Genomic DNA, 25,039 nt, shown 5'->3' on the forward strand with positions numbered 1-25,039 from the left:
TCTTGCGCATGCCGACCTATCTGCCGTTCGATCCCAATCCGCGCCGCCCGGTGAAGGCGCCGCCACCGAAGACCGTGGACAGTCAGTTTCACGTGCTCGGGCCGATCGACAAATATCCGGAGCGCCCCGGTGCGGCCTATCGGATGCCGACCGCGACCTGGGAGGCGGCGCTGCGCATGCACAAGGCGCTCGGCATCGAGCGCGGCATCATCGTGCAGACCACGACTTACGGCGCGGACCATGCCGTCGTGCTCGACGGCCTCGCGGCGATGGGTCCGAATTATCGCGGCTGCGCCAACGCGCTGGTGTTCGCGGAGGCGAGCGATGCTTATCTGGCCAAGCTGCACGACGCCGGCGTGCGCGGCGCGCGCTTCAGCTTCCGCCAGGAGCTCGGCGCCGTGCTGTCGGATACCGATTTCGCCCGCGCGATTGCGCGCATCCGCGAGCTCGGCTGGTACGTCAAGATCCAGCCCGAGAAGGATGGCATCATGTCCAGCGTCGCCAAATACGAGAATCTCGACGTGCCCGTGCTGATCGACCACATGGCGCGCCCCGATCCCGCAGCCGGCAAGGACGATCCGAATTTGCGCAAGATGCTGGAGCTGCTCGGCAAGGGCAATTTCTGGGTCATGCTGTCACTTGGCGAGAAGACCTCGAAGACTGGGGCTCCCTACGACGACGTGATCCCGATCGCGCGCGCCTATATCGAGGCCGCCTCCGACCGCTGCGTCTGGGCCAGCGACTGGCCGCACCCGGTCTCGGTGAAGCAGCCGCCGAACGATGCCGATCTGCTCGAGCTGATGTACCGCTACGCGCCCGACCAGGCGGAGCTGGAAAAAATCCTCGTCCACAATCCGGCAAAGCTGTTCGGGTTTCCGGATTAGCGCATGATCCGGAAAAGCGCGAAGCGATTTTCCGAAAAGGTCACGCGCAAACAACAAGCCGTAGCGCGACGCATCAGGGCGAGATGATCCGGTCGCGCATGGCGATCATCACCGCCTGCGTGCGGGTGGTCGCGCCGAGCTTCTTACAGCAGCTCTTGACGTGGGCCTTCACGGTGCGCGGCGTGATCGTCAGCGCGTCGGCGATCTCGTCGGTTGATCGTCCGATCGCGGCCAGTGTCAGCACCTCGCACTCGCGCAGGGACAGCGCGAGTGTCTGTGCCTCGGGCTGGCCGCGCAGTGCCAGCGCCCGGTCGAAGGCATAAAGCGCCATGAGATGGAGGGCCGGCAAATCACGCTCCGGCAGATCGACTTCGCGGCCGCCGAAGAACACATGACCGATGCGGTTCGAAGGTGAAGCGATCGGGACCATCACGCCGTCGAGCAGCCCGAAGTCGCGGGCGCGGTGGACCAGTTCGACGGCGCGCGGCTCGCGGACCGGATCGAATGGCGCTTCCCTGAACCATCGGAACGGGCGCAGCGTCGTCTTGCAGTGGCGCAGCGCCGGATCGTCCCAGACGAACTGCTCGGTGGAATACATGTCCAGAAAGCCGGGCGGCAGCCGATGACCGAGAACGGCCTCGCGCAGGGCTTCGGTCGAGAGCGGGGCGACATAGGCGCAACAGAACTGGTCGGGGCCGTACTGGCCGAGCATGTGTCCCATGGCGTCCAGGACACTCGCCGTGTCGGAAAGCTCTTGCACCGTCTCGATGAACTCGAATGCGCGGCTGCGGATCACATCCATCGTCGATCCTACGATCAGGCCTTGAGGGATCGGCGCTACGCTACCCTTCCATGTCCGAGTTTAGGACAGCATTGCGGGGCCTGCAATCTCACGCCTGTTTGTCAGCCAGGATGGCGCGCCGGTTCAGCGATTGAGCGAGGCCGCCAGCCGATCCCGCACCTCCGCCGCGATCTCGAACGAGCGCAGCCGTGCGGCGTGGTCGTAGATCTGCCCGGTGGTCATCAGCTCGTCCGCACCGGTCTCGGCGATCAGCGCCTTCAGCTTCTCTTCGACCACGGCAGGCGAGCCGACCGCGGAGCAAGACAGCGCCTGGCCGACGCCGGCCTTCTCCGCCGGCGACCACAGCGCGTCCATGTCATCGACCGGTGGCGGCAGCGGCCCCGGCGTGCCGCGGCGCAGATTGATGAACTGCTGCTGCAGCGATGAGAACATCCGCTGCGCCTCCGCATCGCTGTCGGCGGCGAACACATTGACGCCGATCATCGCATAGGGCTTGTCGAGCTGCACTGATGACTCGAAGCGCGCGCGATATTCGCGCAGCGCCGGCATCATCATTTGCGGCGCGAAATGCGAGGCGAACGCGAACGGCAGGCCGAGCATCGCGGCAAGCTGCGCGCCAAACGTGCTCGATCCCAGGATCCACAGCGGCACCTTTGTCCCCATGCCGGGCACCGCGCGGATCGCCTGGTTCGGCTGCACATCGCCGAGCAGCGCCTGCAATTCCAGCACGTCGTGCGGAAAATTCTCGGCAGCCGTGGCGAGATCGCGCCGCAACGCCCGCGCCGTGAACTGGTCGGTGCCCGGCGCGCGGCCGAGCCCGAGATCGATCCGCCCGGGATAAAGCGATTCCAGCGTGCCGAACTGCTCGGCGATGACCAGCGGCGAATGGTTCGGCAGCATGATCCCGCCGGAGCCGACCCGGATCGTCCTGGTCCCGCCCGCGACATGGGCGATCACCACCGACGTCGCCGCGCTCGCGATGCCCGTCATGTTGTGATGCTCGGCCAGCCAGAACCGCTTGTAACCCCAGGCCTCCGCATGCTGGGCGAGATCGAGCGAATTGCGAAACGCCTGCGCTGCGTCGCCACCTTGGCGGATGGGCGCGAGGTCGAGGATGGAGAGGGGGATCATGTGAGGGTACCGGTGAGGAGGGCTGCGCGATCATGCGCGTCTGCAAGCAACACATGTAGTGGCAGCGCGTAGGATGGATAGAGCAGTTGCGAAACCACCCATCATGTTTCGCCATCGAACGGCTGATGGGTTTCGCGTCCGCTCATCCTACGAGCTCTGCTTGCCGCTGATGGCGATGGAGCGTATCCTCGCGTGATGGCTGTCAGCGCTCCCGATCTGAAGGCGTTCCTGCTCGCGACGCCGTTCTTCGGCGGTCTTCCGGACCCAGGTCTCGATCTCCTGATTTCGATGCTGGTCGAGCGCCGCTTCGATTCCGGAGCAACCGTCGTGGCGGAGGGTGAGCCGGGACGCTCGATGTTCATCGTCGAATCCGGTCGGCTCTCGGTGAGCAAACGGACGAATAAGGGGAGCGTCATCCCGATTTCCAGTCTGGAGCGTGGCGACTTCTTCGGCGAGATGACGCTGATCGAAATGCAAAATCGCTCCGCCACTGTGGTCGCGGAGAGTCCGACCGTGTTGTACGAGCTGACCGCCCAAAAGCTCTACGCTTGCTACAAGGCCGATATCCACGCCTATGTGATCGTCCTGCAGAACATCAATCGCGAGCTCTGCCGACGGCTACGCCGTGCCGACGATCGCTTCGCCGCACAGCAGGTGGGCGAAGAGCAAACCCCTGCGAGATGAAACTCTATCTGCGATGCGGGCTACGCACTCATCTCATCGCGCTTTAGACGTCACGACTTATCGTGCGCGTACTTCTCCAGAAGCAGCCGATTATATTCATCTCTCACGGCTCTCCGCGAGACATGCCCTTTTCGGTCTTTGGCAATCTTCAGAAGATCAGGATCAGTCGCTGCCCGTGATTTCCGCCTAAATCTCGCAAGGAGTGGGGTCGCAGGCGCCAACGTCCTTCCAAACAGCCGGTCAAACCATCCCATTGTGTCCTCCCGGACAGACCGCGGACTGTGACACTATCACCACGAATTTGGGAGGCAAACGGACAGTGCGACGCAGTTCAAATGTCGGTTAGGGGGGACCAGATGCGGACATAAACGCGCGATGCGCGCCGGGTGCTCCGGATTGCGCCGTATGAAGTTCTCAACGTCCCGCAGTCACTGTGGCAATGGCGGTGCGCTGGCGTAGTGCCAAAAGCGGAAGCCTGCTGACCAGAGGACCTGCACCGTCGGGCAACACACCCGCCTCCCGCAAAATCCCGTCAATCCCCCACCGCAAAAATATTCCACTTTACCGAAATTCGGAATTGCGGCATTCTCCCTGCCATCCCGGTCCGGGGAGAGGGACGATCGTACGTCGTAAGGAAACGTGGACCGGGGTGCGGTGGACGCGGCAGCGTCGGGCACGCGAAGGTGGGGCCAGGGCGAGATGAACCTCGTGAGGTCGTGCTGCGTGCGGACGGACGGCGCCCGTGTCCGGCGGAGCCTTATGGGCGAAGCCGGATCGCTGCGTACGGCAAAACCATGTGGTCCTGACCGTCGTTGCTACGGTCAAGCCTTGCGGAGGTGCTTTGAGGCTCAACCGGGTCGCGACGCATCGTCAATTCGCGAGGTGACGGAGGCCAGAAGGAACTCGGCTCCGGGGAGAGCAGGCATAAGCCGTCAAACCATCGCGCAGGGAAGGCCGGGTGTTTTCCGGCCCACCTGTTCTCCGCCTGCGCATTTGCGTGTGCAAATTCTTCGCGCAGCGGACCATGGGTGCCAGCCGGCACCCGGCCTTCCCTGCGCCCTCTTCACCGAAGAGGGGCACGGAATAGAGCAAAACTCGGGCACTTCACGCCGCGAGAACGCCTTGTCATGTGTGGAACACTGGTGCTGCCGGACAGGATTGAACTGAGGCGTCAATCCCATATTACATTGATTCTATTGTGTTTTTCGGTCCGGCGATCTGTTTTTGTGTGGCACTTTTGAGGGGTGCCGCGCGACGATGATTACCACATTCTGGGCGAGGTCGCCACGTCGTAAACGTCATTGCTCAGAGCCAGTTTCATTATGACGACTACCAACGCGTCCTCAAGCTACTAAAAGAAGCTTCCCCTTCGGCACGCCCGAGGAACTCGCGGCCTTCCGTGACCTATCGAAGCGATTGGTCGGCGGAGAGTACGTCTCCCATGCCGCGAAATCGGATCCACCTCAAACTATCGGACGTGATGCCTAGCCGCTGTAGAGTGCATTCCGGAACATCCGAGGAGCAGCGCATGGCGATCGTATTCATCACCGGCAGCACGGACGGTCTCGGCCGGGCGGCGGCGCATTCGCTCCTCGATCAGGGACACCGAGTGGTGCTGCACGCGCGTTCGGCCGATCGCGCCGCAGCCCTCGGAGAGCTCGCGTCGCGCTCTGAAGGAGTTGTGGTCGGGGACCTCCAGAGCGGCTCCGAGACGAGGAGCATCGCGGACCAAGTCAACGCGATCGGGCGCATGGACGCGGTCATCCACAACGCCGGTGTCTACACGCAGCGGAGCCGCTGTTCTACTCCGGAAGGCCATGCGAGCACATTGGCGATCAACACCCTTGCGCCGTACATGTTGACGGCACTGGTCGAGCGCCCCGCTAGATTGGTCTATCTCAGTAGCGGGCTGCATCGCGGCGGGGAAGGCTCGCTTGATGATCTCGACTGGACGAAAAGGTCTTGGGATTCGGCAAAGGCCTATGCCGAGAGCAAGCTGCACGTCGTCGCGCTGGCATCCGCGCTGGCGCGACGCTGGCCGCGGGTCCTGAGCAACGCGGTCGATCCCGGCTGGGCACGCACGAAGATGGGCGGCGCGGGTGCCCCGGTGGATGTCGAGACTGGGCAGAAGACGCAAAGCTGGCTGGCTGTGAGCGACGATCCTGCTGCGCTGGTCAGTGGGCGCTACTGGCATCACCTCCGGCAGCAGGAGCCGGCTGATCAAGCGACCGATCCAAAATTCCAGGACCGGCTTATCGCAAGGCTGCAGGAGTTGACCGTTGTGGCGCTGCCATAATTCTTTGGCGACACAACGGGCATGCCATTTCAGATTTTTCCTCGAGCCTTTTTTGCCGCGGACCACCGCCGCTCGATTTCCTTAAAAGCCGCCCTCATGCTGGGTAGATAAGGCCAGCTCCACGACGATCAGGGTACTTTGCTTGCGATGGCATCCGCGACCTCGAAGCTAGGGCGAGGTTCTGGAGAGGTACGTTGATGCTAGACGCCCGGCACGCAGTTCGTTCACTTTTCGCGGTCAACGGATGAGAATTACATCACCTGCAGTTCGCTCCAAGAAGAAGGGAGAAGGAATGAGATCTAAATTGACGAAAGCACCACTTGGGCCGATTGATACCGCTCTCCCATCTTCGACGCGATCCTCGCCAATGAAGAAGAAGCCAGACTACGCGGCAGAAACCGAGTTCTTCCGCGACGAATGTACGAAGTTCCGAGGAATCGTCCAGCATGCGACGACAGTGGGCAATGCCATCGGCGTTCGGGATGTGGATGAGATCCGCGGCTATGCCTCATGGTTATTCGTCCGGGCCTGCGTGATGTCGAAGACCATCGAGAACACGTTCAACCCACTTCCGACCGGATTTGGCAACGCGCAGTGGCTAGACCATGCATCCATAACCATCCTTTGCCGGGCATTGATCGAGTGCATCTCGGTGATGCTCTATATCGGCGACGTGGATATTCCCGCTGACGAATGGGACTGCCGCAAGCGGCTATTCATCCTTCACGAGTTGGTCAACCGCACCTCTTTCCTCAAGTCCATTGCATTCAAGTTCGACACGGACCTGAAAGACCAGCAGATGGAGTACGCGACGAAGATGGTGGCGGAGAACACCTTCTTTCAGACGTTACCTGAGAAGCGGCGGAAAAAGTTGCTGGAGGGCAATGACATGTACATTGAGGGGCGGCATGAGGCCATGCTGACCTTCGAGTGGGGAGACCAGCTTACCCGCGGCATGTACAAGTATCTTTCTAATCAGGCGCACTCTCTTCCCATGGCGTTTTCGCGAACTGCGCAGAACGACCTCTATGCGAACGACAGTGCTGGGGCCAAGGTGACCGCTGGCTTCGGAATCGAGTTCGCCCGAAAGGCCCTCGGCCGTGGCTGCGTCCACATGCTCTACCTCTTTCCGGATACCGAGCTGTCCATAGACGAGATCGTTGCGACGGCGTTGAAGACGACGTACGCGCCCGTTAAGCGGGCCACAGCTTCCACAGACTGACGAGGATGCCGGCCAGAGCAATAAGCCACCCCGGCCGCACAGCGGGTTGACCACGGGTCGCTACATGAGCCAGCCAGGCCGTCAACAGGGCTCCGCGGTTGCGCCCGTAGTCCTTGCTGAACTCCCTACTCCGTTTGGCGATCTGCGCCAAATCCGAGTACTTCGCATCCTGGTCCGACACAGCCGATCTCCTTCCCCGGAATCAGAATTCCGCAGGCGTCATGTTTTCGGCTCCGCCGCGTGAAGTGGGGAGCCTGCGATACCCTAAGAGCATTCCGGACGCGTCAACCGTGCGCAACGCACCCACGATCCAACCCCCATCATGGCAGTAAATAGTCGTTCGATTGTACGCCGAAATCTGAATACCGGACGGTCAAACGACAAGGGGCGGAACTCGCGTCCCGCCCCTGTCTTAAATCGCTGATTTCGCGCTCTGTTTCCGATCGTAGGATTAGATCACTGTTCTTGCCCGACACATCGAGTCCAAAGGTCGGATGCTCATTTCTTGGGATGACCGAAACGCGCAGCACCGAAGAAACCAACCGCTAAGGTGAGAATGGCTCCCGCCGCGGCACCTGGGCGCCGCCGACGAGGCCGGTGACGCTGTGTCCGATGAAGCCGAACCGGTGTTCGTGGGCCGCGCCCACTGCGGCGTGGGCGCCGAAGAAGCCCGCGACCGTCTGGACCGCCAGTCCCCACAGCGTCCATGTCATGCGATCAGGCTTTGCGCTTGACCGCCTTCTTCGTCGGCCGCGTCTTCGCCGACGCCGGTCCACAACACGCCGCGGCGTCGGCCGCGACCAAGTCGCAGAGCTCCGGATGACCATCGCAGCACTCGCTGACCAGAAACCCTATCAGCGCCCGCATTCCCTCGACGTTCGAACGGTAGATGATGGTGCGTCCCTCGCGGGTGCTACGGAGCAGGCCTGCCCGGACCAAAATGGCCAGATGGGTAGAAAGCGTGTTGTGCGGCGCGCCAATGGTGTCGGCGATCACGCCCGCGGTGATGCCGACCGGCTCGTGCTTAATGAGCAGCCTGAAGATCGCCAATCGCGTGGGCTGAGCAAGTGCAGCAAGCGCCGAAATCGCGTGGGGCTCAGACAACTCTCCCTGTACCGGCTGAGTGCTGGCGTGGCTGGCAACGGCCAGCATCGATTTCCGCATCCCGTAGTCTCCGCGCGAGTCATCGAGGTGCGTCATGTTTACCCCACAGATCAGGTGACAAGCCAGCACGTTTCGACTATTAAATATGTCGAGACGTCTCGACACATCGTAGCCCATCGATGTGACGGGCATGCGACAGAAACGAGCGCTCCGGCCGGTAGGCGTATCGGTCCGATCTCGAGGAAACACACGCCAGTAGGCGTACTGGCGAACCCGAGGAGCATCACCATGTCGCGCTGCGATCGTATGGTCGACGTCGGCCGCCGTCGTTTCATGAGCGGGGCGGGTTTCGCCGCCGCTGGAGTTGCCGTCAGCTCAATAACGCCTTCCTCCGCCCAGGCTGCGCCCGCAGCGGCGAGGGTGGACTATCCGGTCAACCGTCTGGCCAACGTCAAGGATCTCAAGCCCAACGAGCCGTTGAACGTTTCCTATCCGGACGCAAGCGCTCCCGGCGTGCTCTTGAAGCTCGGCAGGCAAGTGCCGGGCGGGGTAGGTGCCGAAGGCGACATTGTCGGCTTCACGACGATCTGCCCGCACAAGGGCTTCACCCTCAATTACAGCGCTGGTGACCGAACCATGAACTGTCCCGGCCATTACTCGCGGTTCGACTGCGAGGCGGGCGGCCAGCAGATCTGGGGCCAGGCGACGCAAAATCTCCCCCAGTACGTGCTCCGTGTCGACGACAAGGGTGACATCTACGCCGAAGGCGTGGACGAATTGCTCTACGGCCGCCTTTCCAACGTGCTCTAGGGGAGGAACGATCATGGCCTACAAGCGTCAAATCGACCGGCTCCCGATCATCCCCGCGGACGCCAAGGAATACAACGTAACCTGCCACTATTGTATCGTTGGATGCGGCTACAAGGCCTACACTTGGTCCGCCAGTACACAGGGCGGCACGGCGCCCAATCAGAACAAGTTCGGCGTGGATCTGAGCAAGCAGCAGGGTGCGGAGACCGCGGCCTGGTATTCGCCGTCGATGTACAACATAGTTCGCCAGAACGGGCAGGACGTGCACATCGTCATCAAGCCAGACAAGGACTGCGTTGTGAATTCGGGCCTGGGCTCGGTCCGCGGCGCCCGTATGGCGGAGATGAGCTACTCGCAGCAGCGCAATACGCAACTGCAGCGCCTTACGGACCCCATGGTCTGGCGCTATGGGCAGATGCAGCCGACGAGCTGGGACGATGCGCTCGACCTTGTCGCACAAGTGACGGTCGCGGTGATGAACGACATGGGCGAAGATGGCGTGTTCGTCTCGGCCTTCGACCATGGCGGCGCCGGCGGCGGTTATGAGAACACCTGGGGCACCGGCAAGCTCTACTTCGGCGCCATGAAGGTGAAGAACATCCGGATTCACAACCGGCCGGCGTACAACTCGGAAGTCCATGCCACCCGCGACATGGGCGTGGGCGAGCTCAACAATTGCTACGAAGATGCCGAGCTGGCCGACACGCTTGTTGCTGTGGGCACCAACGCGCTCGAGACCCAGACCAACTACTTCCTGAATCATTGGGTCCCGAACCTGCGCGGAACGTCGCTCGACAAGAAGAAGGCCGAGTTCGGCTCCGAACCGGTGGAGCGCGCCAAGGTCATCATTGTCGACCCGCGTCGAACGGTGACGGTCAACGCCTGCGAGGTCGAAGCTGGCAAAGACAACGTCATGCATCTGGCCATCAATCCGGGCACGGATCTCGCGTTGTTCAATGCGTGGATGACGCACATTGCGGACAACGGATGGGACGACAAGGCGTTCGTTGACGCCTCGACGACCAATTTCGATCAGATGAAGGCAGCCAACAAGATCAGCCTGGAGGACGCAGCGAAGATCACGGGTCTTACGGCCGATCAGATTCGCAAATCCGCCGAATGGATCGCGCAGCCAAAGGCGGGCAATGCTCGTCGCCGAGCGATGTTCGCCTACGAAAAGGGCCTGATCTGGGGCAACGACAACTATCGCACCAACGGCGCCCTGGTGAACGTCGCACTCGCAACAGGGAATATTGGTCGGCCCGGCGGAGGTTGCGTCCGCATGGGCGGACACCAGGAAGGCTACTCACGGCCGTCGGATGCGCATGTGGGACGGCCCGCCGCCTACGTCGACCAGCTCCTGATCGAAGGCAAGGGCGGTGTCCATCACATCTGGGGATGCGACCACTACAAGACCACGCTGAACGCATTCAAGTTCAAGCAGGCGTACAAGAAGCGCACCGACATGGTGAAGGACGCCATGATGACGGCGCCCTATGGCGACCGCCCCGCGATGATCAGCGCGATCGCTGACGCCATCAAGAAAGGAGGTCTGTTTGCGGTCGACGTCGACATCGTGCCGACCAAGATCGGCGAGGCCTGCCATGTTTGGCTGCCCGCCGCGACCTCGGGGGAGGCGAACCTCACCTCGATGAACGGCGAACGCCGCATGCGCCTCACCGAGAAGTACATGGATCCGCCGGGGCAGGCGATGGCGGATTGCTTGATCGCCGCGCGCATCGCCAATCACATGGAGCGGGTGCTGCGCGAACAGGGCAAGCCCGAGGTTGCCGACCGCTTCAAGGGCTTCGACTGGAAGACCGAGGAAGATGCCTTCATGGACGGCTATCACCAGCATGAGAAGGGCGGCGAGTTCGTCACCTATGCCCGGTTGCGCGTCATGGGGACGAACGGCTTCCAGGAGCCCGCGGTCGGGCTTGAGACCACCGGCCCTATCGCCGCCGGCACGTCGACTGGCACAACGACGGGAGAGGTCTTGAAGGGACCGGCCATCGAGGGAGCCCGCGGAAAAGAGCCTGTCCAGAAAAAGGGGGCCGCAACATCAGCGGCGGTGTCGCCGGCGTCGGGAGGCGCCGAGCGGATCCTCGGCACCAAGCGGCTCTATGCCGACGGCAAGTTCAACAGCAAGGACGGCAAGGCCAAATTTATGGAGACGCAGTGGCGCGGCCTGCAGGCGCCCGGCAAAGAAGACGAGATGAAGAAATTCCCGTTCCTGATCAACAACGGCCGCGCCAACATCACCTGGCAGAGCTCCTATCTCGACCAGGACAACGAGTTCGTCACGGATCGGTCGCCGTATCCGTACCTCCAGATGAACCCGCAAGACATGGACGAGCTGCGGCTCAAGCAGGGTGATCTCGTCGAGATCTACAACGACAACGGCTCGACCCAGGCCATGGTCTACCCGACGCCGACAGCGAAGCCAAAACAGACATTCATGGTCTTCGCGCAAGCAAACGGCGTGCAAGGGAACGTCGTCTCACCCGGCGTGAACGAATTCATCATCCCAAACTACAAGCAGACGTGGGCGAACATCCGTAAGCTCGCGGATGCGCCCGAGGGCGTGAAGCATCTTAGCTTCAAGTCGCTCGACTACACGGCCTGAGGCTGACGGCCCCGACCACCAAGGTCGGGCCATAGCCAGCGTTCTAGCGAACGCCGACATCTGCTCCAGGCCCGACTGATCACGGTCGACGTTGTTGGATAACGCTCCAGGCAGAGCCCATGGTCGCTCACGCGACGATCATTTACACGCCGAATGTTACATCGCTTGTTCGGCAACATCAGTTTGACCGCGGTCTATTCATAGTCGCTGAGTTCATAGCGCACGATTCGTGGCTGCCGCTTCGGGGCTTGAATCACATCTATGGCCCTACGGCGCTCCGTGGAGCCGCTAACCTTCTGAATCTACTTCCGCTTTCTGGGCATAGCGGATACGGCCGGATTTGCTGTTGGTTCGCCCCAGTCGCGAATGACCCAGAGCTGACGCGGATGACCAATGACGCTCATCAAATCAATGCGCCGCACATGTACGTCACTAGTGCTGGCGCTCGCCATTCCTGATAATCTTTGCTCGCGACTGCATTTGCCAAATCTTCCACTTTGGATGGGGTGCTGGCATGTGGATACGTGACATACGAGCTTCGCCAATCGCGGCCGGAATTCTGCTGCTCTTACTTGCCAATCAATCACCTACATTCGCGCGCGGCAGTCTGGGAGGGCACGAAGATCCCTGGAATTCGGAACGTATTGATCGTTTGCCGCTCGATGTGCGGAGAGCCGTCACCCGAATGTGCGGAAATGCGGCGAGGGCCGCTCAATACTTTGCAACCTATCTCGACAAATCACGGCTGATCAGACTGCATTTCGAGCACCTGCATTGTGATGAGCAGGCGCAGTTTTGCAGAGGCACCAGTTGCCTCAGGCAGGAATACATCTCTACAGGTGGGCATTACCGGCTCATGAAGAGCTACTACGGCCGCGACGACTGATCGCCAATCGCCCTTGGCGTCATCGCGGGGTCGTGGGGGATGCTGCAGCGGATTTCTACTCAGCATTCGCTGTCGGCGCCGGACTTATTGAGCCGGACTTGGCAACGTTCGATCCCGGCAGTGCTTGCGACGATCATTCACAACTCGGATTCCAGAATATAGGGCCTCACGCCGTCCGGTCTCAGTCTGAGGCATGCGATCTCCTTGTCAGAAAGGCGTCGCCGCGCGGTCCTTTTGTCTTCTCGAATGATGCCCGGATAGCGCAGGATCGCTTCTTCCGCGTCACCGGCCTCATGTGTTCCAACTACAAAGAATCTGGGATCAGGCTCACCTTCTGAGATCAAGTGAACCTCGACGAGCCAGCCGGATTTCGCAAGTTCCAGAGCACTCCGGGGCATGGTGTCGGCGCCCATATCGTGCGAGCCACCGGCCACTACTGCACCACTTCTGCCACTCATCTTGCGGCCTCTTCTGTCAGCGGCAGTTCTCCTTTCGGCCTTTCGACTCAAAACTTCAGGTTTGCGAAGGCGCGCACGCCGAGACCCGGCATCAGGACCTGGTCCTTGGTGTAGGACACGGAGTTGCGGATGTTCTCGTTCAGGAGATTGTTGCCGACGAGGCCGACGGTCATCTCGCGGGCGCCGAACCAGCTCGGATCGAGTTTGGTCTTGTAGCTGACCTCGGCCTTCAGCAGATTGTAGCCCGGCGTCGGCGTCTCCGCGATCGGGGCGATATCGTTCTGCGCGAAGGCGTGCAGCAGGTTGACGCGCATCAGCCAGTTGGCATCGCGCCAGTAGAAGCCGCCGCCGACGCGCACCGGCGGAATCCGCGGCACGTTGCTGCCATCGGTGAAGGTAGCGCGGACGACGTCGAACTGGTTCTCGATACCCCAGATGCCGCCCTTGAACTCGCCGACATCGAGCTGGCTCTGGAATTCACCGCCGCGAAATACGGCGTCGCGCTGCGAGTAGAATGCCTGATTCAGTTCGAGGCCCGGGCCCAGCTGACACGCACTCTCGTCGCACGTATTGCCCGTCAGGCGGCGGAATATGAAGCCGTCGAACCTGGTGTAGTAGCCGGTGAGTTCAAACCGCAGCGGTCCGGTCGCCCGCCGCAGCCCGACCTCGATCGATTTCGCAGTTTCGATGCCGAGATTAGGATTACCGATATCGAACGTGGCGGTGGCGTCGTGCGGACCGCGCGAGAACAGCTCGGCCGGCTTCGGCGCGCGTTCGACATATTGGGCGGTGACGCTCGCTACCAGATCCCATGGCAGATTCTGGATCAGGCCGATGCTGGCGCTCTTCGGCGTGAAATGTAGATTCTGCGGTGTTGCCGGACCGATGCTGGCAGGATCGGTGGCCACGTCAAACACAATGGGAATAAAGGCCGGCGTAGTGCCGGAAAGATCCACGTGTTCGATGCGCCCGGCAATCTGCGCCTTGGTGGCTTCGCTGAATTTGAGCTCGTTGAAGACGTAGCCGGCGACCCTGTTGTTCTTGTTGGGATCCCACAATCCGTTGAGCGGACTGGTTGGATCGTCCGGGCTTGGGGCGGTCAGTTCCTGATGACCGGCCTGCAAGCCGAATGCCGTCGTAACCGCCGCAAAGCGCGCGTTGAACGGCATCAACTGCACTTCGAGTCGGCCTTCCTGTTCGCGGTTGGTGAACGTTTGCCGCACCCCGAGCGAGAAGGGATCGGTGGGGTCGGCAAGACCGATCTCGTTGTGCCTGTAGTCGACTGCGCCGAACCAGAAGCGCACCGCCTCGATCGCCGCGGCATCGGGACGGTACTCCCCCTTGGAACTGAACTTGGTCTGGTGCGCATCGATGCGGGTCTGGTGATCGGCGCCGTCCACGCCGGGTATGCGGTAGAGCGAATCATTCTGCGTGATCGCCGCGCCGATGAAGCCGCCATGGAAGATGTAGGAGCCGCCAATTGATGCGCCATCCGCCTGCGCTGCCGAGTTCGGCTGACGTCCGTTGAACGGCTGGCCCGGGACGAACAGATAGGGGTAGCTTGGGATGTTGTAGTCGCTCGACCTGCGGCCGAAAGCGTCGGCGTGCACGGCAAAATTGCCGACGCCGGCATCGAGCAGAATGGCGCCTTCGGTGCCGCGATCGACGGAGCTCACTGCGGTTCGCGTCTCCGCCGTCACGCAAGGCGCCGATGTTGCATCCGCCAGCGGCGCCTTGGTCGGCAAGCCGTAGTTCTGGAACGGCGCCGCGGGGCACACTGGGAGTGCATCGGGAATGCGGTTGTTGGTCGCGCTGACCACGCCGCCGATCGAGGTCGATCCGTAGCGCAGCGCGGCCGGACCGCGCACCACCTCGACCTGGTTGGTCGCCAGGGGATCGATCGGCACAAAATGATCTTCGCCGAGATCGGAAGCGCCGCCGCCGCCGGTGCCGTTCTCGATAATGCCGACGCGATTGACGTCGAGCCCGCGGATGATCGGCCGGCTGGAGGCGCCGGGGGCGAAGCTCGAACCGGTAATACCGGGTTTTGAGAACAGGAGGTCGCCAAGCGTGGCGGTGCCCTCGCGGCGCAGTTCCTCACTCGGCACGACCGTGACGGTGGCGAACTGGTCGGTCACGACCGGCAGCACGCCCTGCTGAGGCGCGGCGGGCACCGGTGCGGCAGGTGCCTGCTCCGTAACACGTTCGCGAGTCCGCGCGGTTCCCCCGCGCGCGACGCGCGTGGTCGTGCGTACGGGCACCGTGTGCCTCCGGACGATGGGACTGGGCGCCGTCACCGTGACCGCCGGCAGTTCGGTTGCCGGCTTCTCCTGTGGCAGCGCCGGTGTCGTCGCGGCGCCGAGCAGTAGCCAGGTCGCCCCGCCGATATGGAGTGCTCGTGTGCGATTAGAACCCATTATCCCGATCCTGCTGTCGTCGACCGAAGCGACGGCTCGATTTCGATCTATCCTCCGCTGTCGCTTCGTGTGGCGCGGCGACGGCAGTAGGCACATCAATCGATGTCAGCAGAAGGGAGGCGCGCGGGACTGAAATGCTGAGTGCGCTGATTGCAGATGGAGAATTCGGGCGTCGGTCGCAAAATGCAGGAGTCCGCTGGGCTGCGGCAGCAAGAGTATCGGCGTCGCCGTAAATAGCGCGCTGCTCGCGAGCGACATGACGGCACAGATGGTGCAGGCACCGGTCGGGTGGTCGCGATCGTGATCAGAAGGTTGCTGCTTCCCAACGGTCCCCGCGGCCATGTCTTGCGCAAGAACGGGTTGCTCGCCAACCGCGGCGGCTTTGGTCGGCGATGCTTGGGGCACAGGCGCCGCCTGCACCGCGAAGGCATGGAAATGTCCAAACGACAGCGCTAACTGGAGGAGGAGCGCCAACAGCGCCAACCGCGAGCCGAGCTTGAGATGTTCTCGAAACCAGTTCATGCCCAACACTCACCGGGAGCGCTCAGGCCCGGATGTCCCGAATGTAACTTTATAACATGGGAGGCGGATTGCAATGTCAACTCTTGGTCCATCGCGACATTTAGCTACGACGCGGAATTCGATCGCTATCGGGGGATAGCGGACATCGATCAAAATGCACCGATCGAGTTCGATTTGTGATTGCGCCCTTAGATCAGCTCTCAATGACCTCGCCGTCCTCCTTGACGAAGCGTCCGATGTGAGGATTCGGCAGGAGGTCGAGTACCGCTTCCGAGGGGCGGCAGAGTCTGACGCCTTTCGGCGTGACGACGATGGGCCGGTTGATCAGTATCGGATGTGCCAGCATTTGGTCGATGAGCTGTTCGTCAGTCCACTTGGGATCGTCGAGGCCAAGCTCCTTGTAGGGGGTACCCCTCTCGCGCAGCAGGGCGCGGACCGGGATGTTCATGGCGGCTACCAATTCCTTGAGTCGTTCACGCGAGGGAGGCGCCTTAAGATATTCGATGATGGTCGGTTCGACGCCGCTCTGGCGGATCATGGCGAGCGTGTTGCGCGAGGTGCCGCAGTCTGGATTGTGATAGATCGTGACGCTCATCGAGATGTCTCCGCAATTTTGACCGGGCCCCGCACTTCGGGTCTACCGAGCAGCCAATTCATCAACAGCATGCCTACGAAGGCGCCGCAGAGTTCGGCGACAATGAAGCCCGGCAGGTCCACGGGACGGATTCCCGCGAACGTGTTTGTCAGCGAACGCGCGATTGCGACCGCCGGATTGGCGAACGAGGTCGAGGCGGTGAACCAGTACGCCGCCGTGATGTAGAGGCCGACGAGCCACGGCACCGCCGTGCGTTGGAAGCGGATTCCTGCCAGGATGGTCGCGACCAGGCCGAAGGCCGCGACGAACTCGGCGAACCATTGGGCGCCGCCGGTACGCATCTTCATCGAGAAGTCGATGACGGGTAGGGCGAACATCAGATGCGCAGCCATGGTGCCGGCGATGCCACCCGCGATCTGCGCGATCACATAGAGCACGGCCTCCTGCGGCGGCAGCTCGCGCTTGCCGGTGAAGACCAGCGTGACGGCGGGATTGAAGTGCGCGCCGGAGATGGGGCCCAGCACCGTGATCAGCACGACCAGAATGGCTCCGGTCGGCAACGTGTTGCACAGCAGCGCCAGCGCGACGTCCTTGGTCAGCGTCTCGGCCATGATGCCTGAGCCCACGACCGTCGCGACCAGGATTCCGGTCCCGAGTGCTTCGGCCGCCAGGCGCCGCGAAAGGTCGAACGTGTCCATCAGCCGGCCTTTGGTGTTTGACGTGTCGCACCCTCAGAGCGGCCGATCTCGCGCAGCTTGGTGCCGAGCGAGAGCTTGTCGATGCTGCGCAGCGGTAGGCTCACGAAGGTATCAATCCGATTCCTCAGGTAGCGGAATGCTGTGACGAATGCCGCCTGCTTTTCGAGCTCCGTACCTTCGGCCCCGGCGGGATCCTCGATGCCCCAGTGCGCGGTCATCGGCTGACCCGGCCAGACGGGGCAGGCCTCGCCAGCGGCGTTGTCACAGACGGTGAAGACGAAATCCATCACCGGCGCATCGGGCGCGGCGAACTCCAGCCAGCTTTTCGAGCGCATCCCGTCGATCGGGTAGTCCATGCTTTCGAGCGTGCGCAGCGCCAGCGGATGCACCGCGCCTTTCGGCGTGCTGCCGGCGGAGAAGGCCTGGAAGCGGCCGGCCCCGTCCTTCCGGAGGATCGATTCCGCGAGGATCGAGCGCGCCGAGTTGCCGGTACAGAGGAACAGGACGTTGAAGAGTTGATCAGCCACGGGTTCGCTCCTTTCGTTTCGGAGAGCAGCAGGATTGCAGGCTTTCGACGACCGGTTCGCAAACTTCCGGCCGCCCGCCGCAGCAGTCCCGCAGCAGGAAAACTGCGACATCGCGAAATTCAGTGAGGTTGGCGCGGTACACGATCGAGCGGCTGCGGCGTTCGGGCGTCACCAGGCGCGCGCGGGTCAAGATCGACAGATGCGCGGAGAGCGTATTCGGCGGGACTTCCAACAGGCGGGCGAGGTCGCCGGCCGCAATGCCATCAGGTTCGTGCCGGACCAGCGTCCGGAAGGCCGCCAAACGGGTCGACTGGGAAAGGGCGGCGAGCGCCAGGACGGCTTCTTCTGTTTCCATATATCCAGACTTATGGAAATATCTCGCCCGCGTCAATTGGATTCGAGGCGGAAGGCCTGCCGGCCGGTCAGCAGGCGATCGTTATTTCTAACCTTCTAGAAATATAGTTGACGATCCCAGAGGAAGAGCAGCTTATGATGCGGCCATGAAGATCGATGACGCCGCCGCATACCTGGAAGCGCTGGGCAACCCGACCCGGCTCAAGATCTACCGGACGCTTGTCCGCGCCGGCCACGCCGGCATGCCGGTCGGGCGGTTGCAGGAGCGCTTGAAGATTCCGGCGTCCACGCTGTCGCATCACGTCAAGGGCCTCGTCGCCGTCGGCCTGATCTTTCAGGTCCGCGACGGCACGACGCTGGTCTGTCACGCCGAATACGACACGATGCGGGGGCTGGTTGATTTCCTGGTCGCCGAGTGCTGCGCCGACGAGGCGGAGTGCAAGGAGGCCCGGACGGCGGCCTGATTTTTTGCCTGATCATTCGATGTTTCTAGAAGAATGGGAGGCTGGATGAGCGCAGCTAAGACGGTCGCAATAATCGGAGCGGGTCCCGTCGGCCTCGCAGCGGCGGCGCACGTGTCATTCGGCCTGCAATATTTGAACGCCGATTGACAGAGATGGACAAGGTCGCGATCGGCCGCGTGGTTCTCACCAACCGCGAGCACATTATCGCGCTCGAGCCGTTGGAGAAGGGGCTCGTCGGTACGCTGCTGCGCTACCCCTACGAGATCCGCTCCGAGCAGGAGTACTTCGACGAGATCCAGGACGTCAAAGTCACCAAGGACATGCTCGATCTCGCCAAGCACATCGTGAACCAGAAGGCGGGTACGTTCGACCCCGAGAAATTCGAGGACCACTATGAGACCGCGCTGGTCGACCTGATCAACCAGAAGCGCGCGGGCAAGACTATCCGTCCGGTGGAGCGGCCGAAAGGCGAGAACGTGGTCGACTTGATGGAGGCCCTGCGGCGGAGCGTGGGCAAGGAGGCCGTGCCGGCGAAGGCTGCAAAGCCTACGAAGAAGCCGCGTAAGGCGGCGGCAGGCCAAAAGGAGATGCTGATGCCGATCGCCGGCAAGAAGCAGGCGAAAGAAACGGCGGCGAAGAAACCCGCGACGGGCCAGCGGCGGAAGTCGGCTTAGGCGGTTGATGTCCGGGGCACCGGCGGTGCATCAGGAAGCCGCGGCCCAACGCGCGATAAAGTGCTTCGACCGGACGCTTCGATGACCCTCACCATCGGCATCATCTCGGATACGCACGGCCTGCTCAGGCCGGAGGCTCTTCGCATGCTGGCCCATGTCGACCACATCATTCACGGCGGCGACATCGGCGATCCCGAGATCATCACCGCGCTGCGGAGAATTGCCCCCGTCACGGCGATCAGAGGGAACGTGGATACGGGCGATTGGGCCACCGAATTTGCCGAGACCGAGTTCGTGCGGCTCGCCGGACGGCTGTTCTACGTTCTGCACGACCTCAACACCCTGCAGGTCGATCCCGTAGCTGAGGACATCGATGTCATTGTTTCGGGCCACTCCCACGTGCCGAAGATCAATACCGTAGGCGGCTTGCTCTACCTGAACCCCGGCAGTGCTGGGCGCCGCCGCTTCAAGCTACCGATCACGCTTGCGAGCCTCGAACCGACGGACTGAAACCGATCATCCACGATCTTGAAGTCGGATAAGCCGCGTCGCCGTACTCCAGTCAGGCAAACTTTCGGTGCCGTTTCCGCCGCCGGGCTGTAAGCCGCGTCCATGGGCAGCGTCAGATGGGCAGATCGAGCTGCGGTTCGGCATCGTCGTTTCCATACGCCATTTCAGAGCGAACCATGCGCACACTCGAACCTCTCCGCTCGGAGGTTGAGCGCATGCGCGTGCAAGTCGGCCGCGAACTCAAGGAATTCTTATGCTGTACAGAGCCGGTATCCCGACCTGCTCGGTCGAAGTCTTGCTTGAGCGGATGCTGGACAAGGTCGACGGGCTCTGTGCTGAAAGGGACCGGATGAGGGGGCTAGGGAGAAGCTGGGAGCCGCAACCCGCAGCATGATCCGCACCCAGGTGCGGCACGGCATTGGATCCTGTGACGATGTTAGGGCCGGATGCCGAGTGCTGGCCAGAAGGCTGGGTTGACCACGTAGTCAGCGGCTTCCGTATGTCGGCTCGCCCTGATCTTCAGCACCTTGAGGTCATAGTTCACGGAATAGATAAAGTGGTCCTTCTCGCCGAGCCGCGTGCCAAGCACGCCATAGTACAGCAGGAAGTCGGTCACCTTTTCGCGATCATCCTCGGGTAGGCCACTCTCAGTGAGAATCGCTTTCAACCGGTCAGCGGTCAGGACGGCGGGCGCATCCAAGAAGTAATAGAGCAGGTCCTTGGCCGCGGGGTACACGTCGGACAGCTCGCGGTCCAGCTCCTCCAGCAGGTCATGAGAGTAGGCAACGATGCCCTTCTCGATGTCCTGGTCAGAGATCTTCTGGCGGCCGAAGTTGGTGGCGAAGCCCCGGCAATGGTTGAAGATCTTGAGCACGTTCCGAGGCCGCATCAGCGAGCGGTCGATGATGTAGGCCGATGTTTCCTCGCCGGCATAGTGCGAGGTGCACAGTTCGCGCCAGACTGTCTGGAAGTCGTACTCGTCCAGCTTGTCCTGCATCCCGTTGACCAGACGCAAGCGAAGCATTTCCCACAGCATGTCGGGGTCACTCCAATCGAGCGCGGCCCGCGACTCCTTGCCAAAGTCGGCGCTGTTACGCATCAAGTGGTCGTAGACATCGTTGCGGACGAAGACCACACAATGGAAGTCATGGTCGTCGCGGCGCATCTCGCGCTCGATCTTGCGGCCCGCATCTACCAGGCAGCGTAGGACGATGGCATCGATCACATCGACGCCGTGTGTGCTCCAGCCCTTGTCAAGGTTATCAAAAAGCACCCAGACCGAGCTTTTGTGGCCCAGGTAGCTGGAGATGATCTTCCGCAGCTCGCGCAGATCGTGAGTATAGAGAAGTTCGGTCACCTGGGCGGCGGTCAGGCGCTGCGCATCCTGTTCTTGGCTGAAGGTCTGCTGGTAGCGCTCGATCAGGCTGTCCGACAGCTTGGTGAGCCGTTCCGAGAAGTCGCCCTCACTCGCGAAGTCGGCAAGCTGGTAGGTGTTGCGTAGCTTCAGGTAAAGGTCGTGCAGCTCGTGATTATGCCGGTAGGTATGCTGGTCCTTCTCAAGGATCTTGTAAGCCACCTCCAGCAGGATCAGATATTCCCAGAACGCCGTGATCAGATGCTGGCGTGCGCCTGCCGAGAGATAGGTGAGGATATCTTCCTTCAGCTTGATGAGCTGGTACCCCTCTGGCTTCAGGTCAACCACGATATTGCGCCTGTCGGCGCGTATTTTGTTCCTTGCCTGGATGAACAGCGCGGTCTTGCCCGAGCCCTTGCGCCCGACCACAAGGTTCGCTTCGCCCCGCACAGTGCGTTCGAACTGGTCCGTCTTGAGGTAGTACAGGCCCAGGGTGGGCATCTCATTCTCGGCGCGTGGATCGCCGATGCTTAGGGCTTCGAGCAGCGTCTGCGCATCGATGCCGGACGGCTCTATCCGGCTGGAGTACTCTACGATCAGCGGACAAAAGTCTGATATGCCCCGCGCGATATCCTCGGTGTTCTTGTACGGCGTGATTTCGTCCTTGATGTCCAGCGGCGCCTGGAACGCGGACGGGGCAAGCAGCAGCGTGGGCTTCTCCATGCCCTCAGCCAGCCCAGCGACGAATATGCAGCGGACGTTGTGTTCCGTAGCGCCAACTAGGCTCGGGTCTTGGAACGGCAGGATGACGCCCGACGCGGCGGCGACTTGACGGATGGTCTCCGGCGCGGACATGCGAAGGTCGTCCGATCCGTGGAAGCTGCGATAGGGATAACGAGCCTTCTTGACGCGGGAGATGGTCGTGTTGATGCCGTCGTCCCGAGTGGCGGGCTCGACGGTGTACACCGGGAACTTGCTGTCCAGCGCCGTTGAGAAAGGGATGTGGGTCGGCTCGATATGAGCGCACAGCCACTGCTTCAGTTCCTCGTAGGTCTCGTAATCCCGGTACCCCAACGTGTCGAAAATGCCGACCGCGTTTATCAGGGCCTTGTCCCCGTCGATGCTCTTGTTCTTGACCAGGAACACGCGCTTCTGCCGGCCGATGGTGAAGCCGATTTCGTAGACCACATTGAGGTTGAGATAGGTGATGTCGGCTACGACGAAGGGCGAATCATCGATCTTTTCGAGGATGGGCGAGATCAGTGCCGCGCCGGCGATGTCGTTGAACAGCCAGGGCTCGTAGATCACCGGGAGGGTCAGCGCATTGGCACGTCGGACTGCGTCCACGATCCCGTCCGCGAGGGCGGTGTCGCGGGACGGGTAGGCGACGAAGACCTGCTCTCGTTTGGCCATGATGCGAATCAGTTGGCGGGATACAATTTTTGGACAATTATACCGCGTCCACCAATCTGCAAGCGAACAGGCCGCCTTATCCATAGGACGTACTAGTGGGCTATCCCCGTAATTCGCAGTAGTAGGTAAGCAAACCCGCACATCGATGCTGTGAAGGTCGAGAGTCGCGCATAGCGGTTTTCCAATAGCCGATCAACATAGAGAACCAGTTGATCTTCTCGCGGATCCGACGTGCCGCGTCGCGGGCGGGGTCGGCTATGGGCCGGTAAGTCCATCTCTACGGGTCCGTCCTTCGCTCCAGCTTGACAAATAAAGCTGTCAGAACAAAAAATGAACGATAAAACCGTATTGGCTGGTTGTTGAGAACAGATTCGTTGGCCAGAACCGATGGGAACCCAACGCGCGTCAAATGAAGCCTACAACGTTGCCGATCTACTACTATCTCGACCATTTCGTCGAAATGCTCGACTTCGTCGAGAGGACATATGGCGAGATCCTCACCGACGAGCACCGTTCGTTCACCGCGCGCTTTCGCGACCTGTCGAAGGACGCGCAGTGTCTGCTCATCCGGATGGTCAACCGACGAGGGGCGATCTTCAATCGCGCACTCTTCAAGTACCCCGAGATAACCGACCTCGAAATCGCGGCTCGTGACTTGATCGAGTGTGGCCATGCGCGCGGCCTGCGTGCCGAAGATTATTCCGCCTTCGTACTCTGCCTGCCGAAGTCCGCACTTCTCGACGGCGCCCGTGCAGCGGGCTTCGGCCGCGACGTCCGCACCTCATGGTCAAAACCGGTGCTGGCCGACTTCTTCGTCGCCGCGATTCCATTCGATCTTGCCGCAAAACATTGCGGCGCCGGCGGCTTCATAGCACTCGACAACACGCGGCCGATCGAATTCCTGCTGTATCTCTACTTCGGCAAGACGGCCGACGACCTCAAGAACTTCGCTCTGCGCGATCTCGGCATCCTGCGTACCAACAGGGAGACGTCGTTCAGCGCTCGCTTCGCCGACGCCGACGAAGCGCATGCGTGCTTTCACTATAGCCAGGTGCTGGACCGCATCGAGGTCCGTTCCGCCGACGTATTCGAGAGGGCGACCGCGGCAATCCTGGACGGCCCCCCGCGGACGACCGAATACGCCGCCGACCTTGCAGCCCGCGCCGCGTGCCAGGTCGGACAGTTCTTCGAGAAGCAAGGCGACAAGGATCTGGCCGAACGGCTTTATCGTTTTGGCGGCTCGGCCGATTGCCGCGAGCGCCTCGTCCGGTTGCTGTACGCGAAGGACGACAAGGAAGCGGCTGAAAATCTGCTGCGGGACATGATCGACGATCCCGAGAGCGACGACGAGTATCTCTTCGCGACGGATTTCTACGCGCGCAAGTTCGGCGGACGGCGAACAGGTCTGTGCACCGAGTTGCTGCGGTCGGGGCGGACGATCGTCGTCGACGACACGCATCGCGGGAATCCCGAGGCAGGCGTCGCCGGCGTGCTGCGGCGCCAGGGCGGGCAGGTCTACTTCGCGGAGAACACGCTCTGGCACACGCTGTTCGGGCTGTTGTTCTGGGATGAGCTTTTCGAGTCCGGCCAGCTTCACAGCGGTTTCGACTGGGTCCCGCATTGCCTTCGCGACCGGACCTTCCATCGGCGTTTCGCCTCGCAGATCGACGTTAAGCTCGCGGAGGTCAGATCCGGCAATGCGCTTCCGATCGTCTTGCGCACTGTGACCGCCAGATGGGGCCGGCCTAACGGAATCTTCGCTTGGGATCACGTGCAGATGGACGCACTGCGTGCCTTGTTCGAAGGCGCTGGCGCGGACGGCTTGGCCCAGATTATTCGGGCGATGTGCGACGACTTCCGCGGCATGCGGGACGGCTTCCCCGACCTGATGCAAGTGCGCGACGGCAAGGTGTCCTTCGTCGAGGTCAAGGCGGAAGGCGACGCCATACGCCGCAACCAGCTGACCCGTCTGCGCCAACTGGAGAACGCTGGCATCCGGGCCGAGATCGGCCGCGTGGACTACCGGTTCGATCCGGAGCAGGATTACGTGGTCGTCGACATCGAGACCACGGGAGCCTGGTCGTCCGGAGATCGCATCACCGAAATCGGAGCGGTCAAGGTCCGTAACCACCAGGTGGTCGACGAGTGGCACTCTCTTGTCAATCCGCAGCGGCAGATCCCCGCGAAGATCGTCGAACTGACCGGCATCACCAACCAGATGGTTCGGGATGCGCCCGTGTTCCACGAAGTCGCCGACAGTTTTATGGCGTTCATGGGAGACGGCATCTTCGTCGCCCACAACGTGAACTTCGACTACGGCTTCCTGTCGTACGAGTACGAACGGCTCGAACGGCGCTTCCGCTTTCCGAAGCTGTGCACTTGCGTGGGAATGCGGCGTCGATATCCTGGGCACAAATCGTACGGACTCGGAAAGCTGTGCGCGATCTACGACATCGAGCTCGAAGACCACCATCGCGCGCTGTGCGACGCTCGGGCGGCGGCCAGGCTGTTGAACCTCATTAACAAGAAGCGCGACGACGGTATCTCGGCAGAAGCCGTGCAGGCAGCTTAGTCCCGCTCCGGGCAGGGTATCGGCTATGCCGTCCGA

21 protein-coding genes and 2 pseudogenes are annotated in these 25,039 nt (G+C 61.8%); 11 read left to right on the plus strand and 12 right to left on the minus strand.

Translation table 11 applies throughout. The annotated features are described in order from the left end of the window. Positions 1 to 8: 8 nt before the first annotated feature. A complete protein-coding gene (locus tag LRP30_RS02780; protein WP_249759268.1) occupies positions 9 to 884 on the plus strand; it encodes an amidohydrolase family protein in 876 nt (291 codons plus the stop codon). A gap of 73 nt (positions 885 to 957) precedes the next feature. On the opposite strand, the gene LRP30_RS02785 is transcribed toward LRP30_RS02780, so the two are convergent. Further along, positions 958 to 1,686, minus strand: coding sequence for a LuxR family transcriptional regulator (locus tag LRP30_RS02785; RefSeq protein ID WP_249759269.1), 729 nt, complete (start codon positions 1,684 to 1,686; stop codon positions 958 to 960). Between the two features lie 123 nt (positions 1,687 to 1,809). Continuing rightward, positions 1,810 to 2,817: an LLM class flavin-dependent oxidoreductase gene (locus LRP30_RS02790; RefSeq protein WP_249759270.1), complete on the minus strand. Its 1,008-nt coding sequence runs from the start codon at positions 2,815 to 2,817 to the stop codon at positions 1,810 to 1,812. Between the two features lie 195 nt (positions 2,818 to 3,012). On the opposite strand from LRP30_RS02790, the gene LRP30_RS02795 reads away from it, so the two are divergent. The 3 genes from LRP30_RS02795 (at position 3,013) to LRP30_RS02805 (ending at position 7,019) form a co-directional block, all read left to right on the plus strand. Beyond that, the gene (locus LRP30_RS02795; RefSeq protein ID WP_249761684.1) at positions 3,013 to 3,501 is read left to right on the plus strand and encodes a cyclic nucleotide-binding domain-containing protein; all 489 of its coding nucleotides are present in this window, start codon (positions 3,013 to 3,015) and stop codon (positions 3,499 to 3,501) included. 1,528 nt (positions 3,502 to 5,029) lie between these two features. After that, a complete protein-coding gene (locus LRP30_RS02800; protein WP_249759271.1) occupies positions 5,030 to 5,797 on the plus strand; it encodes an SDR family NAD(P)-dependent oxidoreductase in 768 nt (255 codons plus the stop codon). A 367-nt stretch (positions 5,798 to 6,164) separates the two neighbouring features. Beyond that, positions 6,165 to 7,019 (plus strand): hypothetical protein, encoded by an 855-nt coding sequence (locus LRP30_RS02805; RefSeq protein ID WP_249759272.1) that lies wholly within the window; start codon positions 6,165 to 6,167, stop codon positions 7,017 to 7,019. 545 nt (positions 7,020 to 7,564) lie between these two features. On the opposite strand, the gene LRP30_RS02810 is transcribed toward LRP30_RS02805, so the two are convergent. Further along, positions 7,565 to 7,732 (minus strand): hypothetical protein, encoded by a 168-nt coding sequence (locus LRP30_RS02810; RefSeq protein WP_249759273.1) that lies wholly within the window; start codon positions 7,730 to 7,732, stop codon positions 7,565 to 7,567. A gap of 4 nt (positions 7,733 to 7,736) precedes the next feature. Next, a complete protein-coding gene (locus LRP30_RS02815; protein ID WP_249761685.1) occupies positions 7,737 to 8,183 on the minus strand; it encodes a metalloregulator ArsR/SmtB family transcription factor in 447 nt (148 codons plus the stop codon). A 228-nt stretch (positions 8,184 to 8,411) separates the two neighbouring features. Here LRP30_RS02815 and LRP30_RS02820 point away from each other — a divergent pair, with 228 nt between their 5' ends. From LRP30_RS02820 to LRP30_RS02830, 3 genes are all read left to right on the plus strand, one after another. Continuing rightward, complete coding sequence (locus LRP30_RS02820; protein ID WP_249759274.1) at positions 8,412 to 8,933, plus strand: arsenate reductase (azurin) small subunit; 522 nt, start codon at positions 8,412 to 8,414, stop codon at positions 8,931 to 8,933. 13 nt (positions 8,934 to 8,946) lie between these two features. Continuing rightward, positions 8,947 to 11,559: an arsenate reductase (azurin) large subunit gene (locus LRP30_RS02825; RefSeq protein ID WP_249759275.1), complete on the plus strand. Its 2,613-nt coding sequence runs from the start codon at positions 8,947 to 8,949 to the stop codon at positions 11,557 to 11,559. 514 nt (positions 11,560 to 12,073) lie between these two features. Next, positions 12,074 to 12,445: a hypothetical protein gene (locus LRP30_RS02830; RefSeq protein ID WP_249759276.1), complete on the plus strand. Its 372-nt coding sequence runs from the start codon at positions 12,074 to 12,076 to the stop codon at positions 12,443 to 12,445. Between the two features lie 137 nt (positions 12,446 to 12,582). Here LRP30_RS02830 and LRP30_RS02835 read toward each other — a convergent pair whose 3' ends face one another. The 7 genes from LRP30_RS02835 to LRP30_RS02865 form a co-directional block, all read right to left on the minus strand. Beyond that, complete coding sequence (locus LRP30_RS02835; RefSeq protein ID WP_249759277.1) at positions 12,583 to 12,903, minus strand: hypothetical protein; 321 nt, start codon at positions 12,901 to 12,903, stop codon at positions 12,583 to 12,585. 47 nt (positions 12,904 to 12,950) lie between these two features. Further along, positions 12,951 to 15,320 (minus strand): TonB-dependent receptor, encoded by a 2,370-nt coding sequence (locus LRP30_RS02840; protein WP_249759278.1) that lies wholly within the window; start codon positions 15,318 to 15,320, stop codon positions 12,951 to 12,953. A gap of 105 nt (positions 15,321 to 15,425) precedes the next feature. Further along, complete coding sequence (locus LRP30_RS02845) at positions 15,426 to 15,842, minus strand: hypothetical protein (RefSeq protein WP_249759279.1); 417 nt, start codon at positions 15,840 to 15,842, stop codon at positions 15,426 to 15,428. 193 nt (positions 15,843 to 16,035) lie between these two features. Further along, positions 16,036 to 16,437 carry an arsenate reductase (glutaredoxin) gene (gene arsC, locus LRP30_RS02850; protein WP_249759280.1) on the minus strand — a complete coding sequence of 134 codons (402 nt, stop codon included), beginning with the start codon at positions 16,435 to 16,437 and terminating at the stop codon, positions 16,036 to 16,038. Continuing rightward, positions 16,434 to 17,135, minus strand: coding sequence for an MIP/aquaporin family protein (locus tag LRP30_RS02855; protein WP_249759281.1), 702 nt, complete (start codon positions 17,133 to 17,135; stop codon positions 16,434 to 16,436). Before LRP30_RS02855 ends, arsC begins: the two co-directional genes overlap by 4 nt. Beyond that, entirely contained in the window at positions 17,135 to 17,662 is a 528-nt protein-coding gene (locus LRP30_RS02860) for an arsenate reductase ArsC (protein ID WP_249759282.1), read from the minus strand. Before LRP30_RS02860 ends, LRP30_RS02855 begins: the two co-directional genes overlap by 1 nt. Then, on the minus strand, positions 17,655 to 18,017 hold the full coding sequence (locus tag LRP30_RS02865; protein ID WP_249759283.1) for a metalloregulator ArsR/SmtB family transcription factor: 363 nt from the start codon (positions 18,015 to 18,017) through the stop codon (positions 17,655 to 17,657). Before LRP30_RS02865 ends, LRP30_RS02860 begins: the two co-directional genes overlap by 8 nt. Positions 18,018 to 18,162: 145 nt before the next feature. Here LRP30_RS02865 and LRP30_RS02870 point away from each other — a divergent pair, with 145 nt between their 5' ends. The 3 genes and pseudogenes from LRP30_RS02870 to LRP30_RS02880 all read left to right on the plus strand — a co-directional run bounded on the left by LRP30_RS02870 (position 18,163) and on the right by LRP30_RS02880 (position 19,696). After that, on the plus strand, positions 18,163 to 18,480 hold the full coding sequence (locus tag LRP30_RS02870) for a metalloregulator ArsR/SmtB family transcription factor (RefSeq protein ID WP_249759284.1): 318 nt from the start codon (positions 18,163 to 18,165) through the stop codon (positions 18,478 to 18,480). Positions 18,481 to 18,629: 149 nt separating this feature from the next. Further along, positions 18,630 to 19,154: pseudogene (locus LRP30_RS02875) on the plus strand (Ku protein); the annotation flags it as partial. A gap of 81 nt (positions 19,155 to 19,235) precedes the next feature. Continuing rightward, positions 19,236 to 19,696, plus strand: a pseudogene (locus LRP30_RS02880) (metallophosphoesterase family protein). Between the two features lie 404 nt (positions 19,697 to 20,100). Here the strand turns inward: LRP30_RS02880 and LRP30_RS02885 are convergent. After that, positions 20,101 to 22,431: an ATP-binding protein gene (locus tag LRP30_RS02885; protein ID WP_249759285.1), complete on the minus strand. Its 2,331-nt coding sequence runs from the start codon at positions 22,429 to 22,431 to the stop codon at positions 20,101 to 20,103. A 409-nt stretch (positions 22,432 to 22,840) separates the two neighbouring features. Between LRP30_RS02885 and LRP30_RS02890 the strand changes: the two genes are divergently transcribed. Then, the gene (locus tag LRP30_RS02890; protein WP_249759286.1) at positions 22,841 to 25,003 is read left to right on the plus strand and encodes an exonuclease domain-containing protein; all 2,163 of its coding nucleotides are present in this window, start codon (positions 22,841 to 22,843) and stop codon (positions 25,001 to 25,003) included. The last annotated feature ends 36 nt before the right edge of the window (positions 25,004 to 25,039 follow it).

This window comes from Bradyrhizobium sp. C-145, from assembly GCF_023375135.1.
In the GTDB taxonomy this organism is placed as follows: Bacteria; Pseudomonadota; Alphaproteobacteria; order Rhizobiales; family Xanthobacteraceae; genus Bradyrhizobium; species Bradyrhizobium zhanjiangense.